The 14,052-nt window shown below is 70.8% G+C and carries 17 protein-coding genes; 12 read left to right on the plus strand and 5 right to left on the minus strand.

The annotated features are described in order from the left end of the window. Positions 1 to 180: 180 nt before the first annotated feature. The 3 genes from ACFXKZ_RS28465 to ACFXKZ_RS28475 form a co-directional block, all read right to left on the minus strand. The gene (locus ACFXKZ_RS28465; RefSeq protein WP_380003899.1) at positions 181 to 708 is read right to left on the minus strand and encodes a DUF1062 domain-containing protein; all 528 of its coding nucleotides are present in this window, start codon (positions 706 to 708) and stop codon (positions 181 to 183) included. A gap of 230 nt (positions 709 to 938) precedes the next feature. Continuing rightward, the gene (locus tag ACFXKZ_RS28470) at positions 939 to 1,292 is read right to left on the minus strand and encodes a DUF6204 family protein (protein ID WP_380003900.1); all 354 of its coding nucleotides are present in this window, start codon (positions 1,290 to 1,292) and stop codon (positions 939 to 941) included. A gap of 60 nt (positions 1,293 to 1,352) precedes the next feature. After that, positions 1,353 to 1,793, minus strand: coding sequence for an Lrp/AsnC family transcriptional regulator (locus ACFXKZ_RS28475; RefSeq protein ID WP_126636947.1), 441 nt, complete (start codon positions 1,791 to 1,793; stop codon positions 1,353 to 1,355). A gap of 262 nt (positions 1,794 to 2,055) precedes the next feature. On the opposite strand from ACFXKZ_RS28475, the gene ACFXKZ_RS28480 reads away from it, so the two are divergent. The 12 genes from ACFXKZ_RS28480 to ACFXKZ_RS28535 all read left to right on the plus strand — a co-directional run bounded on the left by ACFXKZ_RS28480 (position 2,056) and on the right by ACFXKZ_RS28535 (position 11,868). Continuing rightward, positions 2,056 to 3,594, plus strand: a complete 1,539-nt coding sequence (locus ACFXKZ_RS28480; protein ID WP_380003901.1) for a YibE/F family protein — start codon at positions 2,056 to 2,058, stop codon at positions 3,592 to 3,594. Positions 3,595 to 3,673: 79 nt separating this feature from the next. Then, complete coding sequence (locus ACFXKZ_RS28485; RefSeq protein ID WP_380003902.1) at positions 3,674 to 4,276, plus strand: helix-turn-helix domain-containing protein; 603 nt, start codon at positions 3,674 to 3,676, stop codon at positions 4,274 to 4,276. A gap of 12 nt (positions 4,277 to 4,288) precedes the next feature. After that, positions 4,289 to 4,807 (plus strand): GNAT family N-acetyltransferase, encoded by a 519-nt coding sequence (locus ACFXKZ_RS28490; RefSeq protein WP_380003903.1) that lies wholly within the window; start codon positions 4,289 to 4,291, stop codon positions 4,805 to 4,807. 209 nt (positions 4,808 to 5,016) lie between these two features. Beyond that, on the plus strand, positions 5,017 to 5,793 hold the full coding sequence (locus ACFXKZ_RS28495) for a hypothetical protein (protein WP_380003904.1): 777 nt from the start codon (positions 5,017 to 5,019) through the stop codon (positions 5,791 to 5,793). Between the two features lie 86 nt (positions 5,794 to 5,879). Further along, entirely contained in the window at positions 5,880 to 6,575 is a 696-nt protein-coding gene (locus ACFXKZ_RS28500; protein WP_380003905.1) for a hypothetical protein, read from the plus strand. A 171-nt stretch (positions 6,576 to 6,746) separates the two neighbouring features. Then, positions 6,747 to 7,202, plus strand: a complete 456-nt coding sequence (locus ACFXKZ_RS28505; protein ID WP_380003906.1) for a VOC family protein — start codon at positions 6,747 to 6,749, stop codon at positions 7,200 to 7,202. 70 nt (positions 7,203 to 7,272) lie between these two features. Further along, a complete protein-coding gene (locus ACFXKZ_RS28510; protein WP_380003907.1) occupies positions 7,273 to 8,223 on the plus strand; it encodes a pyridoxamine 5'-phosphate oxidase family protein in 951 nt (316 codons plus the stop codon). Next, positions 8,202 to 8,414 (plus strand): ferredoxin, encoded by a 213-nt coding sequence (locus ACFXKZ_RS28515; protein ID WP_380003908.1) that lies wholly within the window; start codon positions 8,202 to 8,204, stop codon positions 8,412 to 8,414. Before ACFXKZ_RS28510 ends, ACFXKZ_RS28515 begins: the two co-directional genes overlap by 22 nt. Positions 8,415 to 8,583: 169 nt before the next feature. Continuing rightward, the gene (locus ACFXKZ_RS28520) at positions 8,584 to 9,126 is read left to right on the plus strand and encodes a hypothetical protein (RefSeq protein ID WP_380003909.1); all 543 of its coding nucleotides are present in this window, start codon (positions 8,584 to 8,586) and stop codon (positions 9,124 to 9,126) included. 90 nt (positions 9,127 to 9,216) lie between these two features. Next, positions 9,217 to 10,053: a DUF4097 domain-containing protein gene (locus ACFXKZ_RS28525; protein ID WP_380003910.1), complete on the plus strand. Its 837-nt coding sequence runs from the start codon at positions 9,217 to 9,219 to the stop codon at positions 10,051 to 10,053. A gap of 34 nt (positions 10,054 to 10,087) precedes the next feature. Next, positions 10,088 to 11,086, plus strand: a complete 999-nt coding sequence (locus ACFXKZ_RS28530; RefSeq protein ID WP_380003911.1) for an ATP-binding cassette domain-containing protein — start codon at positions 10,088 to 10,090, stop codon at positions 11,084 to 11,086. Next, positions 11,083 to 11,868: an ABC transporter permease gene (locus ACFXKZ_RS28535; protein ID WP_380003912.1), complete on the plus strand. Its 786-nt coding sequence runs from the start codon at positions 11,083 to 11,085 to the stop codon at positions 11,866 to 11,868. The genes ACFXKZ_RS28530 and ACFXKZ_RS28535 overlap by 4 nt, the downstream gene beginning before the upstream one ends. A 355-nt stretch (positions 11,869 to 12,223) precedes the next feature. Here ACFXKZ_RS28535 and ACFXKZ_RS28540 read toward each other — a convergent pair whose 3' ends face one another. Further along, complete coding sequence (locus ACFXKZ_RS28540) at positions 12,224 to 13,006, minus strand: ABC transporter permease subunit (protein WP_380003913.1); 783 nt, start codon at positions 13,004 to 13,006, stop codon at positions 12,224 to 12,226. Further along, positions 13,003 to 13,932: an ABC transporter ATP-binding protein gene (locus ACFXKZ_RS28545; RefSeq protein ID WP_380003914.1), complete on the minus strand. Its 930-nt coding sequence runs from the start codon at positions 13,930 to 13,932 to the stop codon at positions 13,003 to 13,005. The genes ACFXKZ_RS28540 and ACFXKZ_RS28545 overlap by 4 nt, the downstream gene beginning before the upstream one ends. Positions 13,933 to 14,052 lie beyond the last annotated feature (120 nt).

Raw genomic sequence — 14,052 nt, forward strand, 5'->3', positions numbered from 1 at the left:
GGCGGATGCCGTGCATCGGCGTGCCGGAGAAGCAGGTGCACAGTGGTTCCATTCGCCTGTTTCTCCGGGGCGGCGAGGTGCGGTGCCGGGCGTCGTGGAGCCCGACGGGAGATTGAAGACACGCCCTACCAGGGGCCCATCCGGCGGGAGTTGCCGGACCGGCCCCTCGTCCCGAGGGGTTCAGGGTTTGAGCATGAAGGTGAAGTCGGCGGAGAGTTTGCTGGTCAGTCGAACCGCGGAGACGACCTTTCCGTCCGTGATCAGTCGCTCGACCTCGGCGCGGGGAAGGCCGCAACCTTCGGCGATCAGACGTACCGGCCGCACGGGTATCCGTGCCGCGAACCGGACCGCGACCTCGATCACCTCGCGGTCGGGGTGAGCCGTTCCGCCGGTGTCCAGGCGCCAGGCGTCGGTCCAGTCGAGGGCGATGCGATTGCGGTGCCGGACGAGCGGATCCTGGAGCAGTTCGGCCGCCAGGCCGAGGTCGTTGGCATGTAGCCGATCGAGCAGCTCGGGTCGTACGGAGCGTACGTTCGCTCGCTCCAGGACCGTCAGCTTGGCCGTTTCCCCGCAGGCGGTACAGAGCGCGAGGAGCCAGGCGTCGATCAGCTTGTGGTTTGCGTTGACGCGGAATTTGCCGTTCGCCCGCAGGTGCTCGGCCGCGCAGCCGTGGCAGCGGCGGAGCACGAGGGGCAGGCGGGTGGGCATGACCACCCAGGTTTCGAGCACAGGTGTACACCGGTTCCAGTGAGAAGACCGCAGCAAGAAGCAGCGCGGCGCAGATGCGCGACGCGCGACCAACAGCGCTCGGGGAATCTCACACGGTGTACAACGGCACTTCCTTGCCTGGAGGACAGGTCGGCAGCACGGTAACGGCGCACGGCACCGCCGATCCACCGGTTTTCCGACGGCCTTTCGACGGGGTCGGCAACAGCGGTCTAGCCGGCTGCCCGGGCCCTGCGTTGGCGCTTGGACAGCGGGGCCTGGGACAGGTCTTCGGCTTGGGCCCGGAGGTTCTTGTGGCCGTAGCCGCGGTCGGTCAGCCACCGCTCCGCCGCGGCCCGCGCCCGCTCCGTCGCCGGCACGATGTCCTCCTCCGCCTCGCCCGAGTCGACGAAGCGGAAGGTGAAGAACGGGCGCGCCGCCAGGTCGTACGTCAGCTGCCCCTCGGGTGTGAAGGCCGCCCGCAGTACGTCGTGCTCGGCGGCCCGGGCGAGCAGTTCCGCCCGCTGCTCCTCGCCCAGTGCGTCGAAGGCGCCTCGGACGGTGATTCGGAAGGTGCGTTCGCTCATGGGCAAACCCTAGGCGGCGCCTCAACCGAATTTCGGCCGGAATCCCGGCGACCCCGGGGCTCAGCGCTCCTTCGTCCACGACCCCAGGACCATCAGCGTCTTGGTGCCGGTGACGTTTCCGTTGCGGCGCAGGTGGTCGATCACCTGTTGCAGATGGGTGATGTCGCGGACCCGGACATGGATCAGCGCGTCCGGGTCGCCGGCGATCGTGTACACCGCCTGCACCTCGGGGGTGTCCGTGGCGGTGCGCACGATCTCGCTCACCGGCATGCTGCCCGGGTAGCGCAGTTCGGTGAACGCCTCGACACCCCAGCCCAGCTTGGCGTGGTCGATCTGCACGGTGAAGCCGGTGATCACGCCCTCCTCGCGCAGCCGGTCCACCCGGCGCTTGACCGCCGCGACCGACAGGCCGATCTGCCCGGCCATCTCGGAGAAGGTGCGCCGCCCGTCCTCCCGCAACATGCGCAGGATGTTGTGGTCGATGCTGTCGATCTCGGCCATGCCCGACGCTCCCGTCCTCGGCGCTGCCCACGCAAAGCATCGGACCCGATTCCGATCGGCAGGCAAGAATCTTGCGGCCTGTACCCGATCCGCCGCAAGGTGCTTGCGCCGACGACCGAACGGCCCACATCGCCACTGCTCCCCCCGTGATCCCCCTGGATGCTCCCGGATCCCGCCGCGCGGCCCGATACGCTTCCCGCCGGTACCCGAGACCCCGGGGACGTCGACGCGTCGACCGGATCGGCGGGAGGGCTTCGCCATCATGCGCAGGACACGAGCGGATCACCAGGATCCCGAGGACGTCGGCGGCCCGACCCACCCACCGGGTCGCGGCCGGCGCAGCCACGGGAGCGACCGGCACGCGCCCGATCCGCCACCGCAGGCGAACCACGGCCACGGTCACGGCCACGGTCACGGCCACGGCCACGGCCACGGCCACGCGCACGGCCCCGCCTCCCCCGTCTCGACCCGGCTGCGGCGTCTGGTGGCCGCCGTACTCATCCCGTTCGCCGCCGCCGTGGTGGTCGGCCTCGTGGTGTTGTGGCCCAGCGGTACGCCCACGCATCCGCGTACGGGCGTGGGCTTCGACCAGGAGACCCGGGACGGGCGCGTCACCAAGGTCGAGGAGTTGCCCTGCGCCCAGGCGGACGCCGACGCCTTCGCCGCCGGCAACGGCCACCCGGGGGACCCGGCCGGCTCCACCGGCGCCGCTCCTCCGTCGGACGCCACCCCCGGCGGCGTCCCCTGGCCCCCACCCACCAACGCGCCCGGCTCGGCGCCCCCGCCCGCCGACTGCCGCCGCGCCACCATCGAGATCACCTCCGGCGCCGACAAGGGCCGCCGGGTCACCGAGGTGGTCCGGCCGGACCAACTGCGCCGGTTCTCGGTCGGGCAGGGGGTGGTGCTCGCGTACGCCCCGAGCGCGCCGGAGGACCTGCGCTATTCGGTGATCGACGTCCACCGCGGCCCACCGATGTTGCTGCTCGCGGGCCTGTTCGCGGTCGCGGTGATCGTGGTCGGGCGGATGCGTGGGCTGACCGCCCTGATCGCGCTCGCGATCAGCTTCGCGGTGTTGTCCTTCTTCATCCTCCCGGCCATCCTGCACGGGTCGGATCCGCTGCTGGTTGCGGTCGTCGGCGGCAGCGCGATCATGTTCACGGCCCTGTACCTGTGTCACGGCATATCCGCGCGCACGTCGGTCGCGGTGGTCGGCACGCTGGTGTCGGTGGCCCTGATCGGCGTGTTGGGGAAGCTGTTCATCGGGTGGGCGCACCTGACCGGCAACACCTCCGACGAGACCGGTCTCGTACACGCGCTGTATCCGCACATCGAGTTGCACGGCCTGCTGTTGGCCGGCTTCATCATCGGTTCGCTGGGCGTACTCGACGATGTGACGGTCACTCAGACCTCGGCGGTGTGGGAACTCAAGCAGGCCGACCCGACCATGACGGCCCGTCGGCTGTACCGGGCGGGCATCCGGATCGGCCGTGACCACATCGCGTCGACGGTCAACACGCTGGTACTGGCCTACGCGGGCGCCGCGTTGCCGCTGATGCTGCTGTTCTCGATCGCGCGCCGGGACGTACTGGACGTGGCCACCAGCGAGATCGTCGCGGAGGAGATCGCCCGCACGCTGGTCGGCAGCATCGGCCTGGTCGCCTCGGTCCCGGTCACCACCGCACTGGCCGCGCTGCTCGCCGCGGCCGATCACGGGCGGCCCGGGCCGCCGGCGAAGGGTGCCGCCGCGCCGGCCGTCACCGTGCCGGCGCCTGCGTCCCGGGGTCGCCACCGGGGCCGCTGAGCGCGCGTGGGGCCCCGCGCCGGTCGGCGTGACGGACCCCACCATGGTTCTCTCTCATATTCGGGATACTGTCTCGAATATGAGAGACACAGACGGGGACGCGGCACCGCCGAACAGTGCCGCCGCCGCACAGGTCGAGGCACGGCTGGCCGGTCGGCTCGCCGAACTCCGGTTGGAACGCGGCTGGTCGCTGGACGAGTTGGGGCGGCGGACGGAGGTGAGCCGGTCCACCCTGTCCCGGCTGGAGCGGGGCGAGATCAGCCCGACGGCGGCGCTGCTCGGCCGGTTGTGCACGGCGTACGAACGGACCATGTCGCAGTTGCTGGCCGAGGTCGAGTCGGAGCCGCCGCAACTGGTGCGCGCCGACCGGCAGGAGGTGTGGCAGGACCGGGCCTCGGGCTTCACCCGTCGATCGGTGTCCCCGCCGCATCCGAGCCTGCGCGGCGAGGTCGTCGAGGGCACCCTGCGCCCGGGCGCGGACATCGCCTACGACGGCCCGTCCCTGCCCGGCCTCGAACACCACATCTGGGTGCTGGACGGCGTCCTGGAGGTCACCTCGGGCGGTCGGGCACACGAGGTGGGTGCCGGCGACTGCCTGCGCTACCGGTCGTGGGACCGTACACGCTTTCGCAACCCGGGATTCGAACCGGTCCGCTACGCCCTGCTGATCGTCCTGCCCTGACGGAGAGCCGCCTTGCACACCATCACCCGACTGACCGTAGACGACTTCCGCACCGGCATCGCGAACCTGGCCGACCTCCTCGTCGACGTGGTCGCCGGCGGCTTCTCCGTCGGCTTCGTCGCCCCGTTCGACCACGCCGCGGCGGCGGCCTGGTGGCGGTCCCTGGACTCCGCCGTGGCCGACGGCAGCCGCCGGGTGTGGGTCGCCCGGGGGCCCAACGGCGTGGCCGGCACGGTGAGTCTCGTCCTGGAGCAGAAACCGAACAGCCGGCACCGGGCCGAGGTGGTCAAGCTCATGGTCCACGGCGACGCCCGGGGCCACGGACTCGGCCGGGCCCTGCTGCGCACCGCCGAACAGGGCGCCGCCGACGCCGGAAGCCGCCTGCTCCTGCTCGACACCGAAACCGAGAGCACCGCCGACCACCTGTACCGAACGGCCGGCTGGACCCGATACGGCGTGGTCCCGGACTATGCGACCGACCCGACCGGGAAGTTGCGGGACTGCACCTTCTACTACAAGCGCATCGCCTGAGCCCGAACGGTTCGTGCCCGGCGAGTCCACCGCCAAACGCCGATCGCCGCCCCCGGGCCGGTAACCCCCGCCCCCGGTGTTGGGGCTGCCCCCAGTGCCCGGCCTGGGGGTCGCCGGATTCCGGGTGGGGGTCGAACTTCCCTACCTTCGTGGGGGTTCGGCCATTGCCGAACGGAAACGTTCGCAACACCCCAGGGGGAACGACCACCATGGACCGCAGGAGAAACCGCACCTTCACCAGGCTTGCCGCCTGTGCCGGACTGGCCCTCGGCGCAGTGGCGTTGACCACCGCGCCGGCACTCGCCGAGGCCCCGACGAAGGACCGCGCGACCCCGTCCGCCGCCGCACTCCCCACCTTCGACTTCGGCGACTGTCCGACGCTGCCCGCCGGTGCGGATCCCGACAAGTGGCGCTGCGAAGTACACGTCGCCACCGGGGAGATGCGGCTGGGCGGGATCGTCGTCCCGATTCGCCCGATGACCATCACGCACGCCGAGGGCCCGCTGCCCGACGGCACCACGGGTCAGGTCTTCGGCGCACTGCACGCGACCCCGAGCCCGACCACCGGCGGCCTGCTCGGCGTCCCCGGCCTCCCCGAGCGTGCGCCACTGCTCGGGATGAACGTCGAGACGAAATACGGCGGTTGGTTCGACTTCCTCTCGCACGGCACCTCGGCCGGCGGCCTGGACGTGACCCTGGCCCTGAGCGGCCCGCTGCTGCCGAAGGACTGCTCGATCGGCACCGCCGAGCAGCCGATCCGGCTGACCATGATGCGCAAGGGCCCCAACGAGTGGATCTCCAAGGACCCGCCCATCCTCAAGGGCACCCTGTGGGACAACACGGTCGCCATCCCCGCCGCCGGCGGTTGCGGCCCGCTCGGCACGGTGCTGAATCAGCGCAACGGCCTGCCGTCGCCCGGCGGCACCAACTCGGTCACCCTGGACGGGTTGTACACGTTCAAGACGTACACCCAACTCGGTCGCTGACCCACGCCCGACCGCATCGCATCCCGTCGGGACGATCGTCCTATCCTGACCGGACAACCGCGACCGAGTGTGGGGAGAGCGTCGACATGGATCTGGGTGCGCGCTATCGGGGGTTGTACGAGGCGGGACTGTTCACCGCGGAGTCCGCCGAGGACGCCTACCCCCTGGGTGCACTCGACGCCGTGCTGCACGCATCGATACGGAGCGAACTCGGCGCTCGGAAAAACAGCATCGACCACTGCGACAGCCGGATGGATGTGGCGGATGCGGCCGAGGGCCTGGCCGCGATCGCACCGCCCTACGCCAAGCTGCGCCGGGAATTGTTCTCCGACCTGCACCATGTCGGGCGCCCGGCGGCGCGATGGCGCGCGGTGAGCCGCGACCTCGCGGTGCTGGCCCCGCTCCAGGTCTGGCGGCGACCACCGGCGTACGCCCTGCTGTTGCGTGATCCGGGGGTGGCGACCGGAGGCGCCGAGTCCTGGGACTTCATCGTCTACCCGCGCGCCTCGGACCCCCGGGTACCCGGAACCACGTACACCGCGATGGTCTTCCCGGAGGCGGCCTCGACAGCGGAATCCGCGTCCGGCGCCGCGCCCGGCTCGACGCCCGATCTCGGGGCGGCGTGGCGACCGGGCACCGTGCAGGTGACCAGGCAACTGGAGGAACAGCACGAGCACTACGAGCAACTGACTTACGGCTTCACGGCGTTGGGGCGTCGGGTGCAGTTCGCCGCGCTCAACCACCCCGACGGCGGTCGTGAGCCCCAGCCTCCGATGGACTGATCCGCAGACCCGCAACCAATCCCACGGTCCATAGACCGTGGGATTGGTCTGTTCTCACTTTCTAATGGATAAAAAAGTGTGTAATCATTAGATAGACGGTGCTCGCCCCGAGTGCCGAGCATCCGGCGCTGCGTCACGTCGCGTCGCGTCGAGCCGAAACAAGGAGCAACGATGGGCAACCTCAAGACACTTCAGACCGGCCACGTCGGACTGAACGTCACCGACCTCGACCGTTCCGTGGCCTTCTACCGGGCGGTCCTGGAGGTCGAGGTAGTGGCCGAGGGCAACGAGGAGGGTCGCCGCTTCGCCTTCCTCGGGCGGGACGGCAAGCTCCTGATCACGCTGTGGCAGCAGAGCGAGGGCACGTTCCCGACCCGGCATCCCGGATTGCACCACCTGTCCTTCCAGGTGGAGACCATCGACGAGGTGAAGGCCGCCGAACAGGTCCTGCGCGGCCTCGACGCGCACTTCGACTACGAAGGCGTCGTCCCGCACGGCGAGCACGGCACCTCCGGCGGGATCTTCTTCACCGACCCGGACGGCATCCGCCTGGAGATCTACGCCCCGTCCGGCGCCGACCCGGCCGACGCCCCCACCACCGGCGCACCGACCTGCGGCTTCTTCTAGACCCCGCGCAGCACCCCCACCAAGCGCACCACGCCCCAACACCGCACACCGCAGATTCGGAGGCAATGTCGTGGCAACCGACTACCACCGCGGGGAACGCGCGGTACAGGATCGCGCCCACCTCACCCGCCAGGCCTCGCACTCGCTCGGCGGAATCGGGGACGCCATCCCGCCGGTCGCCGCGGCATTCCTCGCCGCACAACCCATGATCATCGTCGGCGGCGCGAACGCTGCCGGCCGGATCTGGTGCTCACAACTGACCGGCGAGCCCGGCTTCCTGTCCACCCCCGACCCGCACACGCTCACCATCGACGCACTGCCGCTCGCCGAGGACCCGCTCGCGGACCTCCTCGGCGAGCCGGCCCAGGTGGGGATGATCGCCATCGAGCCGGCGTCCCGACGCAGGATGCGGATCAACGGCCGCTCCACGCCGGTGCCCGGCGGTCTGCGCGTAGTACCCGACCAGGTCATCGCCAACTGCCCGAAGTACATCCAAAAACGCGACTATCGCATCCTCCGAGACCCCGACTCCGGACAGCCGCAAGCCAATCGCGCGGTCACCCGGGGCACCGCACTCACCCCGGCCCAGCAACAGACCCTGCGTGCCGCCGACACGTTCTTCGTGGCCACCGCCGACGAATTCGGCAACACCGACGCCTCGCACCGAGGCGGCAACCCGGGCTTCGTGGAGGTGTTGTCCCCGACCGTGTTGCGCTGGCCGGACTACGTCGGCAACGCCATGTTCCTGACCCTGGGCAATCTCGAACTGCGGCCGGTGGCCGGGCTGTTGATCCCCGGCTGGGACAGCGGTACGTCCCTGCACCTGTCCGGTACGACCCGCACCCTCTGGGACCACGACGAGATCGCCCGAATCCCCGGCGCGCAGCGTCTGGTCGAGTTCACCGTCACGGACGTGGTGGAGATCCCCGACGCCGTCCCGCTGCGCTGGAGCGCCCCACAAGCCTCCCGCTTCAACCCGCCCGTCCAGGGAGTCGAACCATGCGTATCACCGTCGACATGAACCTGTGCGAGAGCCACGGCCAGTGCGTGTTCGCCGCGCCCGACGTGTTCTCCTTCGACGACGACGATTTCCTCGTCTACGAGGGCCGCCCGGCGGACGCACTCCGAGCGCACGTCCGCAGCGCCGTGAGCATGTGCCCGGCCCGCGCCATCTCGACCATCGACGAGGGCGAGCCGAACGCCACATCCTGACCACCCCCATTCGCCCCGCCACATCGCACGACCCCCGCCCGGAGCCATCGGCTCCGGGCGGACGTGTTTGGGCTGGTCAGGGCTGGAGGGCGCCAGCCATGACGTGCTCCTGGCGCATTCATGGCGCCATTGACTCGCCATGACGCCATGAATGTGCCATGATGACGTCATGAACCTCACACCGTACGTCGACAACCTTCGTCGGGAACTCGCCATCGCCGCTGCCGCAGGCGGTCCCGAGGCTCTGGACGTGGCCGAACGGCTGACCGCTCCGCTGGAGTCGGCCGTCCGGCTCACCCTGATGAACGCCCTGTCCGCAGCCATGGCCGAGGTCACCAGCGAGCTGGCGCCGGGCTCCGTGGACATCCGCCTGCGCGGCCTCGACCCCGAGTTCGTGGTGACGACGCCACCGCCACAGGAGGCGTACGCGGCGCCGGAAGCGGACGAGCCGGCGCCGAAGGCCGCACCGATGGCGCCACTCACGGCGCCGGACGGGGACGAGGGCGGGATGGCCCGGATCAACTTCCGCCTCCCCGCCCACCTCAAGGCCAGGGTCGAGGAGACCGCCGGACTCGCGGGCCTGTCGGTCAACGCCTGGCTGGTCCGCGCGGTCGCCGGTGCCACGGAGCCCGACATCCCGCGCTCCCCCGCCCCCGCCCCCGGCCCGCACCGCCACCGCGGCCGCCAGGGCTACACGGGCTGGGCCCGCTAACCGGGGCCGGCGCCGGCGCCGGGCGACACCACACCACCGAGTCACCCCCACTCGCACCACCTCACATCGAGCCATGAGGACGGCACCGCCATGCCTGCTTTCGCCACGCCCGAACCCATCACCGCCACCCTCGAGTTCGACATCGGCGTGGTCCGGATCACCGCGAGCAAGCGCACCGACACGCTCGTCGAGGTCCGGCCCGTCAACGACCGGGACGAGCTCGACGTACACACGGCGGAACAGACCACCGTCACCTGCACCGACGGCAGGCTGCTGGTGAAGGGGCCCAGGAAGCGCTCGCCGTTCGGCAAGTCCGGCTCGGTGGACATCGTCGTCGAGTTGCCGGCCGGCTCCGACCTGCACGGCACCACGCCGCTGGCCGACTTCACCTGCACCGGGCCGCTCGGCGACTGCCGGCTCAGGACCTCGGTCGGCACCCTCCGGATCGACTCCGCCGCGACCCTGGACGCCCACACCGACCACGGCGCCATCCACGCGGACCATGTCGTCGGCGACGCCGAGGTGAGCGCCGCCGGCCGGATCGAGATCGGTACCGTCGGCGGCACCGCGACGCTCAGGAACGCCAACGGCGACACCACGATCCGCGAGGTCACCGGCCGCCTGCAGGTCGGCTCGGCCAACGGCCGGATCACCGTGGGCATCGCGCACTCCGACGTCGACGCCAAGTGCGCCAACGGCGCGATCCGCCTCGACGAGGTCGCCCGCGGCCGGGTACACCTCCAGTCCGGCTCCGGTGACCTGGAGGTCGGCATCCGCGAGTCCACCGCGGCCTGGCTCGACGTACGGACCCGGATGGGCAGCGTGCGCAACTCCCTCGACGCCGCCCAGGGGCCCGTCGCCACCGAGCAGACCGTCGAGGTGCACGCCCGCACCTCGATGGGCCACATCGTGATCCGCCGCGCCTGAATCGACGAGCCACGACCCAAGGGACACGATCGCCATGACCACGACCACGACCACCGCCACCCGCAACCGCACCCTCGCGATCAGCGCCACCGGCCTGACCAAGTCCTACGGCGACAAGAAGGTGCTGGACGGCATCGACCTGCACATCCCCGAGGGCACCGTCTTCGCCCTGCTCGGACCCAACGGCGCGGGCAAGACCACGACCGTACACATCCTGTCCACCCTGATCACCGCGGACGCCGGCCGGGCCGAGATCGCCGGACACGACCTGACCGGCGCGGCCGACGGAGTACGCCGATCCATCGGCGTCACCGGCCAGTTCGCCGCGGTGGACAACCTGCTCACCGCCCGGGAGAACCTGATCCTGATGGCGGACCTGCAGCACCTCGGCCGGCGCGAGGGCCGCCGCCGGGCCGACGACCTGCTCGCCCGCTTCGACCTCACCGAGGACGCGCACACCCCGGTGGCCACCTTCTCCGGCGGCATGCGACGCAAGCTCGACCTGGCGATGACCCTGGTCGGCGACCCCCGGGTGATCTTCCTCGACGAGCCGACCACCGGCCTCGATCCGCGCAGCCGACGGATCATGTGGGGGATCATCCGCGACCTGGTCACCGACCGCGGCGTCACCATCCTGCTCACCACGCAGTACCTGGACGAGGCCGACGAACTCGCCGACCGGATCGCGGTCCTGGACCACGGCACGTTGATCGCCGAGGGCACCGCCGACGAACTCAAGCGGCGCATCCCCGGCGCGCACATCCGCCTCCGCTTCGCCGACGCGCACCGGCTCGACGCCGCCGCCGACCTCTTCCGGGCCACCAGCCGCAACGACGACACGCTCACCCTGAACATCCCGTGCGACCCCGGCATCCCCACCCTGCGCACCATTCTCGACACGCTCGACTCGGCGTCGATCCCCGCCGAGGAACTGACCGTGCACACCCCCGACCTGGACGACGTCTTCCTCACCCTCACCGGCCGGCCGCAGGGCGACCGCGTTCCGGACTCCCGGAAGGAAAACCCGCGATGAGCACCCTGTCCTACGCGGTCACCGACTCGGCGACCATGTTGCGCCGCAACCTGCGACACGCCCTGCGCTATCCCTCGGTGACCGTCTCCGTGGTCGCGATGCCGATCGTCATGCTGCTGCTGTTCAACTACGCCTTCGGCAACGCCATCGGCGCCGGGATCGCCGACTCCCCCACCGGCAACACGAAGTACATCGACTACGTGGCCCCCGGCATCATCCTGATGGCGGCCACCTCCGGGGCCCTGGCCACGGCGATCTCGGTCTGCGTCGACATGACCGAGGGCATCGTCAACCGGTTCCGCACGATGTCCGTCTCCCGGGCGGCGTTCCTGACCGGACACGTCGTCGGCAGCGTGATCCAGACCCTGGTCAGCCTGGCCCTGGTGATCGCCACCGCACTCGCCGTCGGCTTCCGGCCGAACGCCACGGCGCTCGAATGGCTCGCCGCGATGGGCCTGCTCACGCTGTTGACGCTGGCCCTGACCTGGATCTCGGCCGGTATCGGTCTGGTCGCCAAGAACGTGGAGACCGCGAGCAACATCCCGATGCCGATGACGTTCCTGCCGTTCCTCGGCAGCGCGATCGTCCCGACGGATTCGATGCCCACCGGACTGCGTTGGTTCGCCGAGTACCAGCCGTTCACCCCGATCATCGAAACCCTCCGGGGCCTGCTCCTCGGCACCGAGATCGGCAACAACGCGATCATCGCCCTCGCCTGGTGCCTCGGCGCCACCCTGGTCGGTTATGTGTGGGCGCGCAGAGTGTTCAACAAGGCTCGCTGAAAGCCTTGCTCCCGAGCATCAAAAGTGCCTCTGACCAGGTACTTGCATGGCGAGCTGCATGGCTAAATGCATGGTGAGTTGCATGGAAGCCTGCACGGTACATCGCACGGCGATTCGCATGGCAAGCTGCATGGCAGCGCACGCGGCAAACTGCACGGTAACCCCAGCGCACAACGCCCGCTCCCCGGCAGCCACAGCCCCACCCGCCGCACCTGGCCGTCCGACCCGGAACCCCTGGTCGGACGGCCACGCGCATGTCACCCCGAGGCCACCGAGGTCGACGCGACCGACGCGACCGACGCAACCGACGCGACCGACGCGACCATCGAGCCCGCCCAGGCCGACGAACCCACCCTCACACGTCCCGCCGCTCGATCACCCACGCCGCGACCGCCACCGCGACGCCGACCCACACCAGGCACACCACCACCGCCGTCACCGTGGACGGTCGCCCGGCGGCATCCGCCCCGGTCGTACTGCTCAACGCCTGGAACGCCTGTTGCAGGGTGCCGTTCCGCACCCGGTCCCCCGCCGCCCCGGTAACCATCGGCGCCACGAAGAACAGCCCGAACAGCGCCGCGATCGCCCCCGCCGTATGCCGGACGACCACCCCGAGCGCCAGCCCGATCAGCGCCAACACCGTCACGAACGCACCCGTCGCGAGCACCGCCCGCAGCACGTGCGGCGCGCCGAGCCCCACCTCCAGGTCCTTGTCCGCCAGGATCGCCTGCCCCACGAAGTAGGTGGCGAAGGCGATCACCTCCCCCAGGACGAGCGTGGCCGCGCCGACGACCACCACCTTGGCCGCGAACACCCGCCGCCGCCTCGGTACCGCGGTGAACGTGGTCCGGATCAGCCCCGACCCGTACTCCGAACTCGCCGTCAACACCCCGAGCGTGCCCACCGCGAGCACCACCACGTAGTAGCCGCCGCTGAATCCGAACCGGACCGGGTCGAACGCGGCCCGTCGCTCCGCCGACATCCCGTCCCAGTCCGCGACCAGGTTGCCCAGGTCGAACGCGCCGAGTCCGAGCGCCGCGACGGCGGACACCAGCACGGTGAGATACGTCGACCGCAGCGTGCGCAGCTTGATCCACTCGGCTGCCAACACCCCGCGCGGAATCGGCACCCGGCTCACGCGCCCGCCCCGTTCCGCACCCCGTCGGCCGCCCGGTGCACCGCTTCCGGCTCGGTGATCCGCAGATACGCCTCCTCCAACGACCCCTGCCGGGCCGCCAGTTCGTGAATCACCAGGCCCTCCGCCGCGGCCAGTTCGCCGATCCGCGAGTACGCCAACCCCTCGACCGCGAGCGCCCCGTCCGGCTCGACCGTCACCGTCGCGCCCCGCGCGGTGAGCAACGCCGCCAACCGCGGCCCGTGTGGGGACCGGACCAGTACATCCCCCCGCGCCCCGTCGCGCACGAACTCGGCCATCTCGGTGTCCACGATCACCCGCCCCCGACCCAGCACGATCACGTGGTCGGCGGTCAGCGCCATCTCGCTCATCAGGTGGCCGGCCACGAACACCGTGCGCCCCTCGGCCGCCAACTCCCGCATCAGCGTGCGGATCCACCGGATCCCGTCCGGGTCGAGCCCGTTCACCGGCTCGTCCAGCAACAACACCGGCGGGTCGCCGAGGAGCGCCACCGCGATGCCCAGCCGCTGCCGCATGCCCAGCGAGAATCCGCCCGCCCGACGCCGGGCCGCGGCACGCAGCCCGACCAGGTCCAATACCTCGTGTACCCGGCCGCCCGCGATGTCGTTGCTCGCGGCGATGCTCGCCAGGTGGTGGTACGCGCTGCGCCCGGCCGGCACCGCATCCGCGTCCAGCAACGCCCCGACCCGGCGCAGCGGCCGGTCGAACGCACGGTAGGGCCGCCCGTCCACCAGGGCATGACCCGCGGTGGGCGCGGCCAGGCCCAGGATCATCCGCATGATGGTGGACTTGCCCGCCCCGTTCGGGCCGAGGAAGCCGGTCACCCGTCCCGGTTCGACGGTGAAGGTGACATCGTCCACGGCCACGCGTGCGCCGTATCTCTTGGTGAGCCCGCGCACTTCGATCATCTCGTCTCCCGGATCCGCGTCGGCCGGCCGGCCCGTCCCGGTGCCGCCGGCGATACGTCCTCCACCGTGTCGGGTCGCCGGTGGGCGGTCATCGGACCGTGGCCGGAGCGCGCGGCCGGG

The sequence above is a fragment of the Embleya sp. NPDC059237 genome (assembly GCF_042754105.1).
Taxonomy (GTDB): Bacteria; Actinomycetota; Actinomycetes; order Streptomycetales; family Streptomycetaceae; genus Embleya.

Coding starts and splice junctions, on each gene's coding strand:
- ACFXKZ_RS28465 (WP_380003899.1), bottom strand. CDS start 708: ATGCCCACCCGCCTGCCCCTCGTGCTCCGCCGCTGCCACGGCTGCGCG.
- ACFXKZ_RS28470 (WP_380003900.1), bottom strand. CDS start 1,292: ATGAGCGAACGCACCTTCCGAATCACCGTCCGAGGCGCCTTCGACGCA.
- ACFXKZ_RS28475 (WP_126636947.1), bottom strand. CDS start 1,793: ATGGCCGAGATCGACAGCATCGACCACAACATCCTGCGCATGTTGCGG.
- ACFXKZ_RS28480 (WP_380003901.1), top strand. CDS start 2,056: ATGCGCAGGACACGAGCGGATCACCAGGATCCCGAGGACGTCGGCGGC.
- ACFXKZ_RS28485 (WP_380003902.1), top strand. CDS start 3,674: ATGAGAGACACAGACGGGGACGCGGCACCGCCGAACAGTGCCGCCGCC.
- ACFXKZ_RS28495 (WP_380003904.1), top strand. CDS start 5,017: ATGGACCGCAGGAGAAACCGCACCTTCACCAGGCTTGCCGCCTGTGCC.
- ACFXKZ_RS28500 (WP_380003905.1), top strand. CDS start 5,880: ATGGATCTGGGTGCGCGCTATCGGGGGTTGTACGAGGCGGGACTGTTC.
- ACFXKZ_RS28505 (WP_380003906.1), top strand. CDS start 6,747: ATGGGCAACCTCAAGACACTTCAGACCGGCCACGTCGGACTGAACGTC.
- ACFXKZ_RS28515 (WP_380003908.1), top strand. CDS start 8,202: ATGCGTATCACCGTCGACATGAACCTGTGCGAGAGCCACGGCCAGTGC.
- ACFXKZ_RS28520 (WP_380003909.1), top strand. CDS start 8,584: ATGAACCTCACACCGTACGTCGACAACCTTCGTCGGGAACTCGCCATC.
- ACFXKZ_RS28525 (WP_380003910.1), top strand. CDS start 9,217: ATGCCTGCTTTCGCCACGCCCGAACCCATCACCGCCACCCTCGAGTTC.
- ACFXKZ_RS28530 (WP_380003911.1), top strand. CDS start 10,088: ATGACCACGACCACGACCACCGCCACCCGCAACCGCACCCTCGCGATC.
- ACFXKZ_RS28535 (WP_380003912.1), top strand. CDS start 11,083: ATGAGCACCCTGTCCTACGCGGTCACCGACTCGGCGACCATGTTGCGC.
- ACFXKZ_RS28545 (WP_380003914.1), bottom strand. CDS start 13,932: ATGATCGAAGTGCGCGGGCTCACCAAGAGATACGGCGCACGCGTGGCC.